At 74.1% G+C, this 18,709-nt stretch carries 15 protein-coding genes and 2 pseudogenes; 11 read left to right on the top strand and 6 right to left on the bottom strand.

Annotation, left to right across the window (positions count from 1 at the left end; all coding sequences use genetic code 11):
- The 7 genes and pseudogenes from C1I92_RS34100 to cobA form a co-directional block, all read left to right on the top strand.
- Nucleotides 1-411: pseudogene (locus C1I92_RS34100) on the top strand (nitrate/nitrite transporter); the annotation flags it as partial.
- Between the two features lie 94 nt (nucleotides 412-505).
- Complete coding sequence (locus tag C1I92_RS29685; RefSeq protein ID WP_111258248.1) at nucleotides 506-2,692, top strand: molybdopterin oxidoreductase family protein; 2,187 nt, start codon at nucleotides 506-508, stop codon at nucleotides 2,690-2,692.
- Nucleotides 2,676-4,136, top strand: a complete 1,461-nt coding sequence (locus C1I92_RS29690; protein ID WP_111258249.1) for an FAD-dependent oxidoreductase — start codon at nucleotides 2,676-2,678, stop codon at nucleotides 4,134-4,136. Before C1I92_RS29685 ends, C1I92_RS29690 begins: the two co-directional genes overlap by 17 nt.
- Nucleotides 4,133-6,631: a nitrite reductase large subunit NirB gene (gene nirB, locus C1I92_RS29695; RefSeq protein ID WP_111258250.1), complete on the top strand. Its 2,499-nt coding sequence runs from the start codon at nucleotides 4,133-4,135 to the stop codon at nucleotides 6,629-6,631. The genes C1I92_RS29690 and nirB overlap by 4 nt, the downstream gene beginning before the upstream one ends.
- Entirely contained in the window at nucleotides 6,628-6,969 is a 342-nt protein-coding gene (gene nirD, locus C1I92_RS29700; RefSeq protein WP_111258251.1) for a nitrite reductase small subunit NirD, read from the top strand. Before nirB ends, nirD begins: the two co-directional genes overlap by 4 nt.
- Nucleotides 6,966-8,105, top strand: a complete 1,140-nt coding sequence (locus C1I92_RS29705; RefSeq protein WP_111258252.1) for a uroporphyrinogen-III synthase — start codon at nucleotides 6,966-6,968, stop codon at nucleotides 8,103-8,105. Before nirD ends, C1I92_RS29705 begins: the two co-directional genes overlap by 4 nt.
- Nucleotides 8,102-8,824 carry a uroporphyrinogen-III C-methyltransferase gene (cobA, locus tag C1I92_RS29710; RefSeq protein WP_111258253.1) on the top strand — a complete coding sequence of 241 codons (723 nt, stop codon included), beginning with the start codon at nucleotides 8,102-8,104 and terminating at the stop codon, nucleotides 8,822-8,824. Before C1I92_RS29705 ends, cobA begins: the two co-directional genes overlap by 4 nt.
- Nucleotides 8,825-8,829: 5 nt before the next feature.
- On the opposite strand, the gene C1I92_RS29715 is transcribed toward cobA, so the two are convergent.
- Nucleotides 8,830-10,236 carry a threonine/serine exporter family protein gene (locus C1I92_RS29715; protein WP_111258254.1) on the bottom strand — a complete coding sequence of 469 codons (1,407 nt, stop codon included), beginning with the start codon at nucleotides 10,234-10,236 and terminating at the stop codon, nucleotides 8,830-8,832.
- Between the two features lie 35 nt (nucleotides 10,237-10,271).
- Here C1I92_RS29715 and C1I92_RS29720 point away from each other — a divergent pair, with 35 nt between their 5' ends.
- Nucleotides 10,272-10,940, top strand: a complete 669-nt coding sequence (locus C1I92_RS29720) for a sirohydrochlorin chelatase (protein ID WP_111258255.1) — start codon at nucleotides 10,272-10,274, stop codon at nucleotides 10,938-10,940.
- Between the two features lie 53 nt (nucleotides 10,941-10,993).
- On the opposite strand, the gene C1I92_RS29725 is transcribed toward C1I92_RS29720, so the two are convergent.
- The 4 genes from C1I92_RS29725 to ddaH all read right to left on the bottom strand — a co-directional run bounded on the left by C1I92_RS29725 (nucleotide 10,994) and on the right by ddaH (nucleotide 15,525).
- Nucleotides 10,994-13,276, bottom strand: a complete 2,283-nt coding sequence (locus tag C1I92_RS29725; protein ID WP_111258256.1) for a S8 family peptidase — start codon at nucleotides 13,274-13,276, stop codon at nucleotides 10,994-10,996.
- Nucleotides 13,273-13,449 carry a hypothetical protein gene (locus tag C1I92_RS34105; RefSeq protein WP_158564330.1) on the bottom strand — a complete coding sequence of 59 codons (177 nt, stop codon included), beginning with the start codon at nucleotides 13,447-13,449 and terminating at the stop codon, nucleotides 13,273-13,275. Before C1I92_RS34105 ends, C1I92_RS29725 begins: the two co-directional genes overlap by 4 nt.
- Before the next feature lie 61 nt (nucleotides 13,450-13,510).
- Nucleotides 13,511-14,728: an ornithine--oxo-acid transaminase gene (rocD, locus tag C1I92_RS29730; protein ID WP_111258260.1), complete on the bottom strand. Its 1,218-nt coding sequence runs from the start codon at nucleotides 14,726-14,728 to the stop codon at nucleotides 13,511-13,513.
- Between the two features lie 2 nt (nucleotides 14,729-14,730).
- Nucleotides 14,731-15,525, bottom strand: a complete 795-nt coding sequence (gene ddaH, locus C1I92_RS29735; protein WP_111258261.1) for a dimethylargininase — start codon at nucleotides 15,523-15,525, stop codon at nucleotides 14,731-14,733.
- Between the two features lie 190 nt (nucleotides 15,526-15,715).
- Between ddaH and C1I92_RS29740 the strand changes: the two genes are divergently transcribed.
- Together C1I92_RS29740 and C1I92_RS29745 are read left to right on the top strand one after the other, a co-directional pair.
- A complete protein-coding gene (locus tag C1I92_RS29740; protein WP_111258257.1) occupies nucleotides 15,716-16,183 on the top strand; it encodes an Lrp/AsnC family transcriptional regulator in 468 nt (155 codons plus the stop codon).
- 144 nt (nucleotides 16,184-16,327) lie between these two features.
- Nucleotides 16,328-17,680, top strand: a complete 1,353-nt coding sequence (locus tag C1I92_RS29745) for a C40 family peptidase (protein ID WP_146605331.1) — start codon at nucleotides 16,328-16,330, stop codon at nucleotides 17,678-17,680.
- Nucleotides 17,681-17,843: 163 nt separating this feature from the next.
- Here the strand turns inward: C1I92_RS29745 and C1I92_RS29750 are convergent, their stop codons facing one another.
- A complete protein-coding gene (locus C1I92_RS29750) occupies nucleotides 17,844-18,338 on the bottom strand; it encodes an inorganic diphosphatase (RefSeq protein WP_111258259.1) in 495 nt (164 codons plus the stop codon).
- Nucleotides 18,339-18,431: 93 nt separating this feature from the next.
- Here C1I92_RS29750 and C1I92_RS29755 point away from each other — a divergent pair.
- Nucleotides 18,432-18,709: pseudogene (locus C1I92_RS29755) on the top strand (hypothetical protein); the annotation flags it as partial.

The following is an 18,709-nucleotide window of genomic DNA, read 5'->3' on the forward strand; positions in this document are numbered from 1 at the left end:
GGCGGGGCGCGGGTGACGCTGTGGAACTTCGCCGCGATGGCGGCCGGCACGATCGTGGTGATCATCGCGGTCGACGCGGGCCGCTGGCCGCTGTTCCTGGGCGCGTTCCTGCTGGTGTTCGCCACGACAGGACTCGGGAACGGCTCGACGTTCCGGATGATCCCGATGATCTTCCGCAACCGGACCGAGGCGGCCGCCGTCATCGGGCTGTCGTCGGCGGTCGGCGCGTTCGGCGGGTTCGCCATCGTCGCGACGTTCGGCGTGCTCGGGCTGGTGAACGACGGCCGGGTGCCGACGAGCGCCATCGCGACCGCGTTCGTCATCTTCCTCGGCTTCTACGTCAGCTGCGCGCTGCTGACCTGGTGGAACTACGGGCGACGCGGGTCCGAGCTCGCCGGCGCCGACATCTGATCACCGGTCGCGGAGACATCGAGTGCGGGGCATTTATCGCGGGCGTAACACTCCTGAGGCGGCTCGGAAACCGCAGGTTCACACCGTAGCGGGCATGGGGAACACGGCCACCCACTGTGCGTACTGCGCCCTGCAGTGCGCGATGACGCTGACGGCGGACGCCGGCGGCCGGGTCACCGTGGGCCCGCGCGACTTCCCGACCAACCGCGGCGGGCTGTGTCAGAAGGGCTGGACGGCGGCCGAGCTGCTCACGTCGCCGCACCGGCTCACGTCGCCGCTGCTGCGCGACGACCGGTCGGCGCCGTTCCGCGAGGCGAGCTGGGACGAGGCGCTGGCCGTCGTCGCGGCCGCGATCCACGCCACGCAGGCCGAGTACGGACAGGACGCGGTCGCCGTCCTCGGCGGCGGCGGGCTGACGAACGAGAAGGCCTACCAGCTGGGCAAGTTCGCCCGGGTCGCGCTGCGGACGAAGAACATCGACTACAACGGCCGGTACTGCATGTCGTCGGCCGCGGCGGCGTCGAACCGGGCGTTCGGCATCGACCGCGGACTCCCGTTCCCGCTGCCCGACCTCGCCGAGACCGGCGCCGTGCTGATCGCCGGAGGCAACGTCGCCGAAACGATGCCGCCATTCATGCAGCACCTGGCCCCCGTCGTCGACCGGGGCGGGTCGCTGATCGTCGCCGACCCGCGCCGCACCGCCACCGCCGAGCGGGCGACGCTGCACCTGCCGGTCGCGCCCGGCACCGACCTCGCGCTGGCGCTCGGCCTGCTGCACATCGCCGTCGCCGACGGGCACGCCGACCGGGCCTACATCCACGACCGCACGACGGGGTTCGACGCGGCCTGGCGGGCGGCGGCGCAGTGGTGGCCGGAGCGGGTCGAGCGGGTCACCGGCGTCTCGGTGCAGGCGCAGCGGGCCACCGTGGCGGCGCTGGCCGCCGGTGCGCGCGGCCGGGGCGCCGTCGTGCTCACGGCCCGGGGCGCGGAGCAGCAGAGCAAGGGCACCGACACCGTCACCGCGCTGATCAACCTGACGCTGGCGCTCGGCCTGCCGGGCCGGCCGTCGAGCGGGTTCGGCTGCATCACCGGCCAGGGCAACGGCCAGGGCGGGCGTGAGCACGGCCAGAAGGCCGACCAACTGCCCGGCTACCGGAAGATCGACGACCCGGCCGCCCGGGCGCACGTCGCCGGGGTCTGGGGCGTGGACCCCGACGACCTGCCCGGGCCGGGCCCGTCGGCGTACGAGCTGATCGAGAGCCTGGGGACGGACGGCGGGCCGCGGGCGCTGCTGGTGCACGGCACCAACCTCGCGGTGTCATCGCCGCGCGGGCGTTTCGTGGCCGAGCGGCTCGCGGCGCTGGACCTGCTGGTCGTCAGCGACGTCGTCCTGTCAGAGACCGCCGCGCTGGCCGATGTCGTCCTGCCGGTCACCCAGTGGGCCGAGGAGGACGGCACGATGACCAATCTCGAGGGCCGCGTGATCCGCCGCCGGCGGGCGGTCGCGCCGCCGCCCGGCGTGCGCACCGAGCTCGCCGTCCTGACCGAGCTCGCGGACCGCCTGGACTGCAAGGCCGAATTCAGCGACGACCCGGAGACCGTCTACGACGAGTTGCGCCGGGCCAGCGCGGGCGGCGTCGCCGATTACGCCGGCATCGGCTGGGACCGCATCGACGCCGAGGGCGGCGTGTTCTGGCCGTGTCCGACGACCGGGCACCCTGGTACTCCCAGGCTGTTCGCGGACGGGTTCCCGACGCCGGACGGCCGGGCCCGGTTCGTCGCCGTCGAGCACCGGCCGCCGGCCGAGGACGTCGACGCCGAGCACCCCGTCTACCTCACCACCGGACGGATCCTGCAGCAGTACCAGAGCGGCGCGCAGACCCGCCGGATCCCGGCGCTGGCCGCCGAGCCGCACGTCGAGATCCACCCCGACCTCGCCGGCCGGTCCGGGCTGGCCGACGGCGACCTGGTGCGGGTGGTCAGCCGCCGCGGTGACGCCGTCGGACGGGTCCGGCTGACGACGACGATCCGGCCGGACACCGTGTTCATGCCGTTCCACTGGGGCGGCGAGCAGGCGGTGAACCGGGTGACGAACCCCGCGCTGGACCCGGTCTCGCGGATGCCGGAGTTCAAGGTGTGCGCGGTCCGGCTGGAGCGGGTGCCCAGGGAGGCTCATGCGGCACCGACGGCGACGCGGGGCCGGAGGCCTCGCCGAGTCGTCGGTCCAGACCGCTTGCCGAGTGGGGCGAAGGAGTTGGCGCCGCATGAGCCGACCGACTGATGTCGCAGTCGTGAATCGCATTCTCGTCGTCGGGCACGGCATGGCCGGCGCCCGGTTCGTGCAGGAGCTGCGCTCCCGCGACCTCGGCCGCCGGTTCGAGGTGACGGTGCTCGGCGCGGAGCCGGAGGCCGCCTACAACCGGGTGCTGCTGTCGTCGGTGCTGGCCGGCAAGCTGACCCCGGCGGAGATCGAGACGGTGCCGTCGGCCTGGTACGCCGCCGAGGACGTCGAGCTGCGCACCGGTGTCGAGGTCGCGGCGATCGACCGCCACGGGCGCCGGGTCCTCACGACGGCCGGCGAGCACGTCCCGTACGACCACCTGGTGCTGGCCACCGGAAGCACCGCGTGGGTGCCGCCGATCGACGGGCTGACCGGCGACGACGGCGAGCCGGGACGCGACGTCGCGGTGTTCCGCACGCTGGCCGACTGCCGGGCGATGCTGGCCCGGCTGGACCGGATCCGGTACGCCGTCGTGCTCGGCGGCGGGCTGCTCGGCCTGGAGGCGGCCCGCGGGCTGGCCGGCCGCGGTGTCCGCGTGCAGGTCGTGCACCCGGCGGACCGGCTGATGGAACGCCAGCTCGACCTCGACGCCGGCCGGGTGCTGGCCCGGACCATGGACGAGCTGGGCGTGCGCGTGCGGCTGAACGCCCGGGCGGTCCGGTTCACCGAGGGCTGGGGCGGCGGCGGGCGCGGCCTGCTGCTGGAGGACGGGACGCGGCTGCCGGCCGACCTCTTGGTGGTCGCCTGTGGCGTCCGGCCGAACACCCGGCTGGCCGCGGCCGCCGGGCTGGCGACCGACCGGGCCATCGTCGTCGACGACGCCATGACCTCGGTGACCGACCCGGCGATCCACGCGATCGGCGAGTGCGCGGAGCACGACGGGCAGGTGTACGGGCTGGTCGCGCCGGCGTGGGAGCAGGCCGCGGTGCTGGCGGACGCGCTCACCGGCGGGCCCGCGCGGTACCGCGGCTCGGCCGTCGTCACCCGGCTGAAGGCGGCCGGCGTCGACCTCGCGGCGATGGGCGAGACTGACGTCGACGACCACGAGTCCGACGCCGAGGTGCTGCGCTTCGCCGACCCGGCCCGCGGCACTTACCAGAAGGTCGTGATCCGCGACGACCGCGTCACCGGCGCGATCATGCTCGGCGGCGCGGAGACCGTCGGCGCCGTCACCCAGCTGTTCGACCGGGCGGCGCCGGTGCCGGCCGACCGGCGGGCGCTGATCTTCCCCGGCGTGGCGGCGGCCGTCGACCCGGCGGACGTGCCGGACGACCACACCGTCTGCCGCTGCAACGGCGTCACCGCCGGCCGGATCCGGGCCTGTGGCGCGGACACCGTCGCCGAGGTCGCCGCCACCACCCGCGCCACCACCGGCTGCGGCGGCTGCCGCGCCGACGTCGCGGCGCTGCTCACGTCCCGATCCACCGTGGAGGTCCCCGCATGAGCACACGTCAGCTCGTCGTCGTCGGCAACGGCATGGTCGGGCAGCGGCTGGTCGAGGCGGTCCGGCAGCGCGACCCGCAGCGGCGGTGGCGGATCACCGTCTTCGGCGAGGAGCCGCGGCCGGCCTACGACCGGGTCGCGCTGACCTCGTACCTCACCGGGACGACCGAGGAGGAGCTGCGGCTGGTTCAGGACGGCTGCTACGACGACGGCTGCGAGCTGGTGCTCGATGAGGCCGTCGTCGAGATCGACCGGGCCGCGCGCCGGGTGCGCACGTCGGCCGGGCGGGAGCTCGCCTACGACGCGCTGGTGCTGGCCACCGGGTCGCGGCCGTTCGTGCCGCCGGTGCCGGGCGCGGACCTGGACGGCTGCTTCGTCTACCGGACGATCGACGACCTGGACGCGATCCGCGACCGCGCGTCCTCGGTCACCAGCGGCGTCGTCGTGGGCGGCGGGCTGCTCGGGCTGGAGGCGGCGAACGCGCTGCTCGCGCTCGGGCTGGACGCCAGCGTCGTCGAGTTCGCGCCGCGGCTGATGCCCGCGCAGATCGACCGTGGAGGCGGCGAGGTGCTGCGGCGCAAGGTCGAGGCGCTCGGGCTGACCGCCCGGCTGGACACCGCCACCGAGCGGATCGAGGCCGTCGACGGCGGGCTGCGGCTGACGTTCGCCGACGGCTCGGACCTGGACACCGGGATGGTGGTGTTCTCCGCCGGCATCCGGCCGCGCGACGAGCTGGCCCGCTCCGCCGGCCTCGCGGTCGGGGAGCGCGGCGGCATCGTCGTCGACGAGGCGTGCCGGACGTCGGACCCGGCGATCTGGGCGATCGGCGAGTGCGCGCTGGCCGGCGGCCGCGTCTATGGGCTGGTCGCGCCGGGCTACGAGATGGCCGAGGTGGTGGCCGACCGCTTGCTCGACGGCGACGCGGCGTTCGCCGAGGCGGACCTGTCCACGAAGCTGAAGCTGCTCGGCGTCGACGTCGCCAGCTTCGGCGACGCCCACGCGGCGACGCCGGACGCGCTGGAGGTCGTGTACGCGGACCCGGTCGGCGGCGTCTACAAGAAGCTGGTCGTCACCGACGACGCGTCGCGGCTGCTCGGCGGCGTTCTGGTCGGCGACGCGTCGGCGTACGCGGCGCTGCGGACGATGGTCGGGCAGCCGCTCACCGACACACCGGAGCAGCTGCTGCTGGCCGGGCCGTCCACGTCCGACCTCGGCGACGACGCGCAGGTGTGCTCCTGCCAGAACGTCAGCGCCGGCGCCATCCGCGCGGCGATCCACGACGAGGGCTGCGCCGACGTCGGCGCGGTCAAGGCGTGCACCCGGGCCGGCACCGTCTGCGGCAGCTGTGTCCCGCTGCTGAAGACGCTGCTCACGCAGTCCGGCGTCGAGGCCAACCCGGCGCTGTGCGAGCACTTCGACGTCGGCCGGGCCGAGCTGTTCGACATCGTCCGGGTCACCGGGCTGCGCACGTTCAGCGAGCTGATCGCCCGGCACGGCCGCGGCCGCGGCTGCGACATCTGCAAGCCGGTCGTCGCGTCGATCCTGGCCAGCCTGGGCACGGGGCACGTCCTCGACGGCGAGCAGGCGACGCTGCAGGACACCAACGACGCGTTCCTCGCCAACATCCAGCGCAACGGCACCTACTCGGTGGTGCCGCGGGTGCCCGGCGGCGAGCTGACACCGGAAGGCCTGATCGCCATCGGCGAGGTGGCCCGCGACTTCGGCCTCTATTCCAAGATCACCGGCGGGCAGCGGATCGACCTGCTCGGCGCCCGGGTCGAGCAGCTGCCGGCGATCTGGAAGCGGCTGGTCGACGCCGGGTTCGAGTCCGGGCACGCGTACGGCAAGGCGCTGCGGACGGTGAAGTCGTGCGTCGGCTCGACCTGGTGCCGCTACGGCGTGCAGGACTCGACGTCGCTGGCGATCATGCTGGAGCTGCGCTATCGCGGGCTGCGGGCGCCGCACAAGATCAAGGCCGGCGTCTCCGGCTGCGCCCGCGAGTGCGCCGAGGCCCGCAGCAAGGACGTCGGCATCATCGCCTCGGAGAACGGCTGGAACCTGTACGTCGGCGGTAACGGCGGGTTCCGGCCGCGGCACGCCGAGCTGTTCGCGTCCGATCTCTCGACGGCCGAGCTGGTCGCGCTCGTCGACCGCTTCCTGATGTTCTACGTCCGCACGGCCGACCGGCTGCAGCGCACGGCCGCCTGGATCGAGGCGCTGTCCGACGAGCACGGCGACGGCCTCGCGTACCTGCGCCGCGTCCTCGTCGACGACTCGCTCGGGCTGACCGCCGAGCTGGAGGCCGCGATGGAGGCGCACGTCGGCGCCTACACCGACGAGTGGGCGGCTGTCCTCGACGACGAGGAGAAGCTGAGCCGGTTCGTGTCGTTCGTCAACGCCCCCGACGCGCCCGACCCGAGCATCAAGTTCGAGCTGGAGCGGGGGCAGATCCGTCCGGTCGTGGCCGGGCCGACCCTGGAGGTGGTGCGCCGATGACGGTGATCGATGTCCGGCTGTGGACCGTCGTCTGCAGCTACGACCGGCTGCCGCCCGAGCGCGGCGTGGCGGCGCTGGTCGGCGACGCGCAGGTGGCGGTCTTCCGCACGTTCGGCGGCGACGTGTTCGCGCTGGACAACCGCGACCCGTTCAGCGGCGCCTACGTGTTGTCGCGCGGCATCGTGGGCTCCCGTGGCGCCGAGCCCACCGTCGCGTCCCCGCTGCACAAGCAGGTGTTCTCGCTGGTGACAGGGGAGTGCCTGGACGAGCCCGGTGTCGCGGTGCCGGTGTACGAGGTGCGGGTGCGCGACGGTGACGTCGAGGTGGCGGTGCCGTGACGGACCTCCCGCCACTGGCCGGCTTCACGGTCGCGGTGACGGCCGCGCGCCGGCGGGAGGAGCTGGGCGCGCTGCTGGAGCGGCGCGGCGCCCGGGTCGTGCAGGCGCCGGCGATCCGGATCGTGCCGCTGGACGACGACGCCGAGCTGCTCGCAGCGACCAAGCGGTGCGTCGACGAGCCGATCGACATCGCCGTCGCGACCACCGGGATCGGCTTCCGCGGCTGGATGGAGGCGGCCGACGGCTGGGGCCTGGGCGAGCCGCTGCTGGACCGGCTCGGGTCGGCGACGCTGCTGGCGCGCGGCCCGAAGGCGCGCGGCGCGCTGCGGGCGGCCGGGCTGACCGACGACTGGTCGCCGCCGTCGGAGTCGTCGGCCGAGGTGCTGGAGCACCTGCTGGCACAGGACCTGACCGGACGGCGCATCGCGGTGCAGCTGCACGGCGAGCCGCTGCCGGACTTCACCGACGCGCTGACCGCGGCCGGCGCCACCGTCGTCGCGGTGCCGGTGTACCGGTGGGTGCCGCCCGACGACGTCGCGCCGCTGAGCCGCCTGGTCGAGACGCTCGCGGCCCGGCAGGTCGACTGCGTCGTGTTCACCAGCGCGCCGGCGGTGGCCAGCCTGCTGTCGCTCGCGTCGTCGATGGGTCTGGAGGACGCGGTGCTGGACGCGCTGCGCTCGTCGGTGCTCGCCGCGTGCGTCGGGCCGGTGACCGGGGCGCGGCTGGAACGGCTGGGTGTCGACACGGTGCAGCCGGCCCGGTCCCGGCTGGGCGCGCTGGTCCGCGAGATCGTCGCCGAACTGCCCGCCCGCCGCCGCACGCTGCGGGTCGCCGGGCACGCCGTGCAGCTGCGCGGGCACGCCGTCGTCGTGGACGGAGAGGTGCGCGAGCTGCCGCCCGGTCCGCTGGCGGTGCTGGCGGAGCTGGCCCGACGGCCCGGCGTCGTCGTGCCTCGGGCCGAGCTGCTGGCCGTCCTGCCCGGCGGCGGCAGCGACGAGCACGCCGTCGAGATGGCCGTCACCCGGCTGCGTGGCGCCGTCGGAGCCCGCGTCGTGCAGACGGTGGTGAAACGTGGGTATCGGCTGGCCTACGAGCCGGAGGCGTCCGGCTCGGCGAAGTACGGGGGTGTGCGATGACGGGGCATGTGGCGATCGTGGGCGGCGGGCCGGGCGACCCGGGGCTGCTGACGTTGCGCGGGTTCGACCTGCTCAAGCACGCCGACGTCGTGCTGGTGGATCGGCTGGCGCCGCGGTCGCTGCTCGACGCGCTCCGACCGGACGTCGAGATCGTCGACGTCGGCAAGGAGCCGCACAAGCACCGGCGCGGCCAGCGCGAGATCGAGGAGCTGATGATCGACCGGGCCCGGCGCGGGCTGCGGGTCGTCCGGCTCAAGGGCGGCGACCCGTACGTGTTCGGCCGCGGCGGCGAGGAGGCGCTCGCGTGCGCCGCCGCCGGCGTGGCGTACGAGGTGGTGCCCGGCGTGACCAGCGCGATCTCCGTCCCCGCGATGGCCGGCATCCCGGTGACCCAGCGCGGCGTCACCCAGGAGGTGACGATCGTCAGCGGGCACGCCCACCCGGACTCGGCGGAGTCGACGGTGGACTGGGACCGACTCGGGGCCGGGACCGGCACGATCGTCGTGCTGATGGGCGTGACGCACCTCGGCGCCATCGCCGCGCGGCTGGTCGCCGGTGGCCGGCGGGGCAGCACGCCGGTCGCCGTCGTCGTGTCCAGTGGCGAACGGGTGCTGGTGGCGACGCTGGACACCGTCGGGTGTGCCGCCGAGGGGATCGAGCCGCCCGCCGTCGTCGTCGTGGGCGACGTGGTCGCCCTGCGCGACCTGATCGCGTCGTGACCGCGTCAGCTGCGGGTGCCGCGGGCCCGGCGGGCGACCCGGCGCTGCCAGCGGTCCGTCTCCGAGCGCAGCGGCGTCGCCAGGTACTCGCCCAGCGTGACGCCGGCGGCCAGCGCCAGCGCGATGCCGAACGCCTCGATCAGCTGGCCGGTGCCGCCGACGACGTCGTCCGCCTCGACCATCCGGAACATCGCGTTGTAGATCGCGAGGCCCGGCAGCAGCGGCGTGATGCCGCAGACGGAGATGACCAGGTTCGGCGTCCGCAGCGGCTGGCTCAGTCCGCCCGCGATCAGACCCACCACGAGCGCCGCGAGGAAGGACGAGCCGACCGGCCCGAGGTCGAGCGCCTGCCGTCCGAGCAGCAGCACACCGGCCGCGACCATGCCGACGCCGACGACGACCGGGATCGTGCGCGCCCGCGTGTACGAGGCGAGGCTCCAGGTGCCGGCGATCAGGCCGCCGCTGAGGATCTGGACGGTCGTCGGGCTGGTCAGGTTCGCCGGGTCGACGATGGTCAGCGGGATGCCGGCGCGCTGGCCGAGGTCCAGCATCACGCCGATGCCGGCCACCAGGCCGATCGTGTGCAGCACCACCTCGTACGTCCGCGCCGCCGCCGTCAGCGGATAGCCGGCGATCGCGTCCTCGGCCGAGCCGACCAGCGACAGCCCGGCCAGCAGCACGACGATGCCGGACGCGACGATCAGCGACGGCGGCAGCAGCGTCGGCGACCAGCCGAACCGGTCCGTCGCCCACAACGCCGCCAGCCCGACCACCGTCGCCAACCCGGCGCCGATGATCTGCTGGAACAGGTACGGCAGCCCCTTGCGGCGGACGGCGCGAAGGGTCCGGTCGATGACGATCGTCGTCACCGCCGCGACCAGCGCGACCAGCGGGCCGCCGTTGAGCAGCAGCGCGACGCCCGACGCCATGAGGCCGAGCGCGAGCGTGACGATCCAGCGCCGGTACGGATGCGGCGCGGACAGGATCTGGTCCAGCCGCCGCTGCGCCTGGTCCGGCGTCAGCGACTCCGCGTCGTCGACGAGGTCGAACAGGTCCGCGAGCCGGCTGTAGTCGGAGTTGCGCAGGTTGATGACGCGGACCTTGGTGATCGGGTCGTCGCGGTCGATGGACGCGATGATCGAGATGAACGTGATGTCGATCTGCAGCCGGGTCACGCCGAACCCGGCGGCCAGCCGCAGCAGCGCCGCCGTCACGTCCGCGACCGGCGCGCCCGTCGCGATCATCGCGTCGCCGGTGCGCAGGATCAGGTCCAGGACCCGGCGCTCCTCGTCCGCCGTCAGCCGGCTCTGCAGGCCGCGGATGGCCAGTGGCTGGGTCGGTGGTCCCTCCGGGCGCACCACGCGGCGGGCGCGCTGCCGGAACGGGCCGCGGGCGTTCGGGTCGGAGGTCATGATCCGACCGTACGAACATCGCGCAGACTTGTCCCGTGACTCTCATCGCCGTGGCGCACGGGACCCGCGCCCCCGAGGGCCCCGTCGTGCTGGCCGAACTGCTGGACGGGGTCCGCGCGCTGCTGCCCGGTGTCGACGTGCGGGTGGCGTACGTCGACGTGATCGAGCCGACGCTGGAGTCCGTGCTGGCCGACGTTCCCGCGGGTGAGCGGCCGGTCGTCGTGCCGATGTTCCTCGCGTCGGGGTACCACGTGCGGGTCGACGTGCCGTCGGCCGTGGCGTCCGACGGCGGACGGGCGGTCGTGACGCCGGCGCTCGGCCCGGACCCGGCGATCGTCGCGGCCGTGGAGGCACGGCTGCGGTCGGCGGGGGACGGCCTGCCCGACGCCGTCGTGCTGGCCGCGGCCGGCTCGTCCGACGCGTCGGCGCTGGCCGAGGTTGACGTCGCGGCGGCGCTGCTCTCGTCGGCGCTGTCCCGGCCCGTCCGGCCGGGCTACGTCACGACCGCCTCGCCGTCGGTGCCCGAGGCGGTGGCGGAGCTGCGGTTGTACGGCACCGTCGGGGTGGCGTCGTACCTGCTGGCCCCCGGCCTGTTCCAGCAGCGGCTGGACTCCGTCGGCGCCGACGTCGTCGCGCCGCCGATCGGGCCGCACGCCCTGGTCGCCCGGCTGATCGCCGACCGCTACCGAGCCGCCGTCCCATGATCATCAACCTTTTGGGCTGCTGGGACAGCTCAAAAGGTTGATGATCATGGGAGCTAGGGCCAGGGGACCTCGGTGTGGGTGGGCGTGGCCCAGGGTCCGTCGGTGACGGCGCCGAGCTCATCGGGCGACGGGCCGTCGGCGAGTGGCGGCTCGAACACGCCCCGGCCCGGATACGCGATCAGCCAGCCCTGCTCGACCGCGTCGTCCATGCCCTCCAGCGGCCGGGCGGCGGGGGTGTCCTCGGAGAGCTGCTGCCACTCCCCGCCGTCGACCCGCCACAGCCCGGCCGGCGCCAGGGCGGAGCAGTCGCCGGCATCCTGCTCCAGCGTCGCGTAGAGGTCCTCGCCGTTGAAGAACACCTCCTCGACGATCAGGTCCTCGGGCACCGGCGCCACAGCAACCTCGGTCAGGCGGTCGGCCTCGAGCACCGTGACCTCGGCGCCGCACGCGCCGTAGCCGGTCACGACGGCGACCTGCGCGCCGTCGGCCGAGGCGGCCATCGGCGCCTGAGCCGAGCCCATGACGTCCGCGGAGAACTCGGCCGTGCCGGACGCCGGATCGAGCAGCCACACCCGCTCCGACGCCTGCGCGCCGCCGGACTCGTGCACCAGCAGCCGCCCGCCCACCGACCCGAGCAGCGTCTTCGTTCCGACGGCGTCGGCCGGGAAGGCCGGTGTCGTCGTGGCCGTCTCCGTCAGCGTCGCGACGTCGTACCAGGTCATCGCGCCGGTGTAGTCCATGCCGACGATGAAGTCGCCGGTCGCGCCGTCGACCTGGACGTCCTCGAGGAACGCGCCCCGGCTCTCGGTGCACCAGCCGCACGCCTGCGTGACCAGCTCGGACCCGTCCCAGGCGAATAGCTCGCCGCCGACGACGCCGGTCAGCAGCGACCCGTCGGCGGACCACTCGACCCAGCGCACCTGCGCCCCGGGGTCGAGCGTCATGACGGGCGTGAGCTGGTCGCCGTCGAACGCGACCAGCTCGTCGTCGCGGACGAACACCGCGTGGGTGCGCTCCGCCGGCGTCATCGCGGGCGGCTGGCCGGCCAGGACCTGGTCCAGCGCGCCCTCGATGTCCAGGAAGCCGTGGCCGACGCCGAGTCCCAGCCGGTCCTCCTCGTCAAGCGGATCGAGGTCGGCGGTGTCGAGCAGCGCCTGCGCGATGTCCTCGCCGGAGGCCTCGGGCGCGGCGGCCCGGATCAGCGCGGCCGCGGCGGCCACGTGTGGCGCGGCCTGGGACGTGCCCTGGATCGACTTGTAGTCGCCGCCGGGGTACGTGGAGGTCACGGTGTTCATGAGGTCGCCGCCGCCCGGCGCGACGAGGTCGATGAACTCGTTCCGGGTCGAGTACCCGGCCAGGTCGAAGTCCTCCTGGACCGCGCCGACGGCGATCACGTCCGGCAGCGAGGACGGGTTCTGCTGCTGGTTCGTCTCGTCGCAGCCGGTGAACGGCGACGGCCCGCAGTTGCCGCCGGACGCGACCACGACCACGTCGTTGGTGACGGCGAAGTACACCGCCGCCGCTTGGACCTCCAGGCCGTGGGCCTCCTCGACGTCGGGGTTCGCCGGGATCGGCCCGCCGAAGGACATGTTGACCGCGTCGGCGCCGTGGTTGACGGCCCAGACCAGGCCCGTGGCCCAGCTCGGCCCGTTGTCGTTGGCGTCCTTCAGTCGCACCGGCACGTCGAGGACGCTCACCCGCGGCGCGACCCCGATGATGCCGCCGTTGTCGCGCCGGGCGGCCGCGATCCCGGCGACGTGCGTGCCGTGACCGTCCGGGTCGTGCTCGCCCTCGCCGGGGTAGTGGCGGCGCTCGATGACGGCGTTGCCGAGGTCCGGGTGCGTCTCGTCGATGCCGGTGTCGAGGACCGCCAGCACGGCGCCGTCGCCGTCCGGCCAGGGCAGGTCCGGCGAGCCCTCCTCGGCGCCGAGCCGGTCCAGCGGCCACTGCTGGTCGCGGCGGTCGTCCGCCTCGTCGAGGCTCACCTCGCCGACCACGCCGGCGGCGACGACGCCGTCCTCGGCCAGCAGCTCCGACTGCCGCGCCTCGACGTCGCCGGCCGGCAGGTACTCGGTGGATGTCACCAGGCAGTCGTTCTCGTCCACCCGCAGCACGTCCAGCGCGACGAGGGAGTCGTCGTCCGGCGCGGCGGCCGGCTCGTCCGGGCAGTCGGGGCTCGGCACGGCGGAGTCCAGCAGCGCCCGCTGCTCGTCGGCGAGCGCGACGGTGCCGGGAGTGTCACCGTCACCGTCGTCCCTGGTGACCAGCACGATCGCGACCGCGGCCACGATCACGACGACGACGGCGGCGAGTGCGAGCAGCAGTCGGCGGTTCACGATGTGCGGTTGACCCGTTCTCCCGGCGGCAGTGGCTCGTTGTGCACGACGACGTCGAACTCGCCGCGGATCTCGATCCGTCTGGCATCGCCGTCGGCCGCTTTCAACGCCTGCGCCCAGACGGCGGGGTTGACCTTGAGCACGGTGACCTCGTCGTCAGGCTTCTTCGGCACCGGGTCACCGTACGCCCGCGAGGTGTCCGTCAGGTGAAACGACGCGGCGATGTGTCGGCGGTCACGCCCCGCGGGCGGCCAGCACCCGCCCGAGCGCGTCGACGGCGAGGTCGATCTCGTCGCGGGTGACGACGAGCGGCGGCGCGAACCGGATGGTCGAGCCGTGCGTGTCCTTGACGAGGACACCCTCGGCGAGCAGCGCCTCGCACGCCTCGCGGCCGGTCATGAGCGCCGGGTCGATGTCGACGCCGGCCCACAGGCCGCGCCCGCGCACCTCCAGCACGCCCCGTCCGACCAGCTCGCCCAGTCGCGCGTGCAGGTGCGCGCCCAGTTCGACGGCGGCCTGCTGCCACTCGCCGGTGGCCAGCATGGCGACGACGGCGCGCCCGGCCGCGCAGGCCAGCGGGTTGCCGCCGAACGTGCTGCCGTGCTCGCCGGGGTGGATGACGCCGAGCACGTCGCGGTTGCCGACCACCGCCGACACGGGGACGACGCCGCCGCCCAGCGCCTTGCCGAGCAGGTAGAGGTCGGGCACGACGCCCTCGTGCTCGCAGGCGAACGTCGTGCCGGTGCGGCCGAGGCCGGACTGGATCTCGTCGGCGACGAACAGCAGCCGCCGCTCGTCGCAGACCCGGCGCACGTCGGCGAGGTACCCCGCGGGCGGGACGACGACGCCGGCCTCGCCCTGGATCGGCTCGACCAGCACGGCCACCGTCGTCTCGTCGACCGCCGCCTCCAGCGCGGCCGCGTCACCGTACGGGACGACCCGGAAACCGGGCGTGAACGGGCCGAAGTTCGTCCGCGCGACCGGGTCGGTGGAGAAGCTGACGACGCTGATCGTGCGGCCGTGGAAGTTGCCCTCGGCCACGATGATCGTCGCCTGGTCCTCCGGCACGCGCTTGACCTCGTAGCCCCACTTGCGGGCCACCTTCAGGCCGGTCTCGACCGCCTCGGCGCCGGTGTTCATCGGCAGCACGACGTCCTTGCCGGCGAGGTCGGCCAGTTCGCGGGCGAACGGGCCGAGCACGTCGTGGTGGAACGCGCGGCTGGTCAGCGTGACGCGGTCCAGCTGCTCCTTGACGGCGGCGACGATCTGCGGGTGGCGGTGGCCGAAGTTGACCGCCGAGTACGCGGCGAGGAAGTCGAGGTAGCGGCGGCCCTCGACGTCGGTGACCCAGGCGCCCTCGGCCTCGGCGACGACGACGCGGAGCGGGTGGTAGTTGTGCGCGGTGCTGCTCTCGACGAGCGCGATCGCGTCCTGGGTGCGGGTGGTCTGCATCGTCACGAGAGCTCCTCCTGGTGCGGGGCGTGCAGTTCCAGAGTGGCGCATTTGACGCCGCCACCGGACTTCATCAGCTCGGACACGTCGACCGGGACCGGCTCGAACCCGGCCCGGGCGACGGCGTCGGCCAGATCGCGCGCCTGCGTGGCGAGCACGACGTGCCGCCCGTCGCTGACGGCGTTCAGCCCGAGCACGAGCGCGTCGGCCTCGGTGGCGACGATCGCCTCGGGGAACAGGTCGGCCAGCACGGCCTGGCTGGCCGGCGAGAACGCCGGCGGGTAGTACGCGATCGTCGTCGCGTCGAGCACGGCCAGCGCGGTGTCGAGGTGGTAGAAGCGCGGGTCGACCAGCTGCAGCGGCACGACCGGCACGCCGAAGACGGCGGCCAGCTCGGTGTGTGCGGCGGGGTCGGAGCGGAATCCGGCGCCGGCCAGGATCCGCCCGCCCGCCCAGGCGAAGTCGCCCTCGCCCTCGTTGACGGCGACAGGCTCGGTGACGGCGACGCCGGCGGTCTCCAGCCAGGCCCGGTGCGCCGGCGCCTCGTCGGCCCGGACCAGCTCGCGGAACCGCGCACCCAGCGCTCGGTCGCCGACCACGAACGCGCCGTTCGCCGCGAACACCATGTCCGGCAGGCCGGGCTCCGGGTCCAGCAGGTGCACCCGGTGGCCGAGCTCCTCGTACGTCCCGCGCAGCTCGTCCCACTGGGCCAGCGCGCAGGCGCGGTCGACCGGCCGGGCCGGGTCCATCCACACGTTGATCGAGTAGTGCACGGCGAAGTGGTCGGGGCGGCACATCACGTAGTCGCGGGTCGTCGCGCTGCGGTGGCCGCTCGGGGGGAGCCGGGTCAGCTCCGCGGCGTCGTTCACGGTCACAGCGCAACGGTAAGGGGACGTTCATTGCGCGGATGTGGCCGAAACGTTGCGTCCGTTCTCGAACAGACGGCGATTCGTTGCGCTCGCTGGGGCGAACGGGGACGATCGGCCCATGACACTCGACGCGCTGGACGAGCGGATCATCCGGGTCCTGATGGCCGACGGCCGGGCCAGCTACGGCGCCATCGGCGCGAAGGTCAGCCTGTCCGCGCCCGCCGTGAAGCGCCGGGTCGACCGGCTGCGCGCCCGCGGCGTCGTCACCGGCTTCACCGTCCGGGTCGAGCCGGCCGAGATCGGCTGGAGCACCGAGGCCTACGTCGAGCTCTTCTGCAACCCGCGCACGAGCGGGGACGCGATCGCCCGGCGCATCCAGACCTACCCCGAGGTGGTCGAGGCGTTCATGGTCACCGGCGACGCCGATGCGCTGCTGCACGTCTTCGCCGGCAGCATGCAGCACTTCGAGCGGGTGCTGACGGCGATCTCCGCGGAGCCGTTCGTGGCCCGCACCCGCAGCGTGCTGGTGCTGTCGCCGCTGCTCCGGCGCGTGCAGGCGCCCCGGATCGACGAAGACGCCCCGTGAAATTACACGGATGTCAGTAGTCAAGGCGACACGCCGTGTGACTCCTGAAATTCTTGTGGTTCCTGTTCCCTGGCGTGACTTTCCTGGCTACTGTGCTTGGTGGGACGCCAGGTACGGGGGAGGTTGTCAGTGCGGAACGGGCTCGTGGCAGGTGTACTAGCCACCGCGTTGGCAGCCGGCGTGGTCGGGCCGGCGTTCGCCGACCCGGCCGGTCCTGGTGGGCCGACGATGCCCAGCGAGTCGGACCTCCAGGACGCCCGCGACGCCGAGGCGGCCGCCGCCGGCGACGTCGCCGCGCTCGAGGCCCGGCTGGCCGAGCTGACGGCGCAGGTCGACGCGCTGTACATCCAGGCGGCCAAGGCGATCGAGGCCTACAACGGCGCCCGGCTGCTGCTCGAACAGGCCACGGCCGCGGAGCAGACGGCGCGCGCGGCGGCCCAGGAGCGTGCGGACGAGGCCGAGCAGGCCCGGATCGCGCTGGGCCGGATGGCCTCGGCGACCTACAGCCAGGGCGGCCAGCTGGCCGGCGTCGGCTTGGTGCTCGGCGCCGAGGACGGCCAGGCGCTCTACGAGGGCATGGGCGCGCTGCGTGCCGTCACCCGTTCGCAGCTGACGATCGCCGAGCGCGCCCGCGACGCCCGCGAGGCGGCCGACGACGCCGCGGCCGAAGCCGCCACCGCGCTGGCGGACCGGACGGCGGCGGCCGAGCAGGCCGACGCGGCCCGTGCGGTGGCCGAGGCCGCGGTCGCCGGGCAGGAGCGCGCCGTCGCCGCCGTCGAGGACCAGCGCTCCACGGCGCTCGCCCAGCTCGCGGTCGCCCGCGGCACCACCGTCGCGCTGGAGCAGCAGCGCCAGGACGCGCTGGCCGCGGAGCAGGAGCAGGCCGAGCAGGAGGCGGCGGAGCAGGACCAGCCGCCGGCCCCGACCAGCACACCGTCGGTCGGCCCGCCGGACGACCCGACCGTCCCGGTCGAGCCCGGCCCGCCGCCGCAGCCGACGACGGAGCCCAGCCCGCCGCCGACCAGCCAGCCGCCGGTGGTGCCGGAGCCGCCGCCCGTCGTGCCGTCGCCGTCGCCGGAGCCGACGGTCGAGCCGGACCCGCCGGCGCCGCCGGAGGAGCCGGATCCGCCGGCCAGCGGCGCGCAGGCCGCCATCGACTACGCCTACGCGCAGGTCGGCAAGCCGTACGAGTGGGGAGCCGACGGCCCGAACAGCTTCGACTGCTCCGGCCTCACCATGCGGGCCTGGCAGGCCGGCGGCGTCGACCTGCCGCACTGGAGCGTCGCGCAGGCGCAGGCGGTGGACCGCGTCTCGTACTCCGACCTGCGCCCGGGCGACCTGATCTTCTGGTCCGACAACGGCCAGGCCGCCGGCGTGTACCACGTCGGCCTGTACATCGGCGACGGCCGGATGATCCACGCCCCGAGGCCGGGCAAGGACGTCGAGGTCCAGAACGTCTTCTACTGGATCGACCCGTCCTTCTACGGCCGCGTCTAGGGCATGTCTCCCAAGTCTCGGCCGTAGCGAGCGGCGTCCAGGTGGATGCCTCGCAAGGCCGAGGAAGGAGACATAGCGGTGCCTATGGCGACTGACGAGAACGCAGCGAGGCGCCGCCTGGGCGTCGCGCAGTAGGCCATGGACTTGGGAGACATGCCCTAGCTCAGTGGTGGCCGCCGGCGTCGATCAGGCGCTGGCGGGAGGCCTGGATCTCCTCCTCGGCGGCCGCGCGGTCGACCCATGTGGCGCCCTCGACCGACTTGCCCGGCTCGAGGTCCTTGTAGATCTCGAAGAAGTGCTGGATCTCCAGCCGGTCGAACTCGGGGACGTCGTCGATGTCCTGGTAGGTGTCCTTGCGCGGGTCGCCGGCCGGCACGCAGAGCACCTTGTCGTCGCCGCCGGCCTCGTCCTTCATCCGGAACATGCCGACCGCGCGGCAGCGGATGAGGCAGCCCGGGAATGTCGGCTCCTCGAGCAGCACCAACGCGTCCAGCGGGTCGCTGTCCAGCCCCAGCGTGTCGTCGATGAACCCGTAGTCGTGTGGGTAGCGGGTCGACGTGAACAGTCGCCGGTCGAGTTTGATGCGGCCGGTCTCGTGGTCCATTTCGTACTTGTTCCGGCTGCCCGCCGGAATCTCGATGGTGACGTCGAACTCCACCTGCAGGTCCTTCCGCGAAGCTCCCCGATGTGCTGGTCGGGTCCAGTCTCCCGTACGGTGATGTCGGCCGTGTCAACAGGTGAGGGGGCGACGATGTGGAGGCGGGCCGGGATCGTGGCCGGCTGCGTCGTCGTGCTCGCCGCCGGCGCCGGTGTCGTGCTGGAACGCCGGGGTGAGCTGCCCTGGCTCGGCGACGACGCCACGGCCGACGTGGCGCTGTTCCGGCCTTCGGCGCCCCCGTCCCCGGCGTGGGCCGCGGCCGGCGGCGTGCTGGACGCTCCGGCGGCCGCCGGTGTGGCGAGCGAGCCGGCCGTCGCCGACGTGCTGGCGCCGGCGCTGGGCGCGTCGGGGTTGGGTGGGCGCTGTCTCTT

The sequence above is a fragment of the Jiangella anatolica genome, from assembly GCF_003236295.1.
In the GTDB taxonomy this organism is placed as follows: Bacteria; Actinomycetota; Actinomycetes; order Jiangellales; family Jiangellaceae; genus Jiangella; species Jiangella anatolica.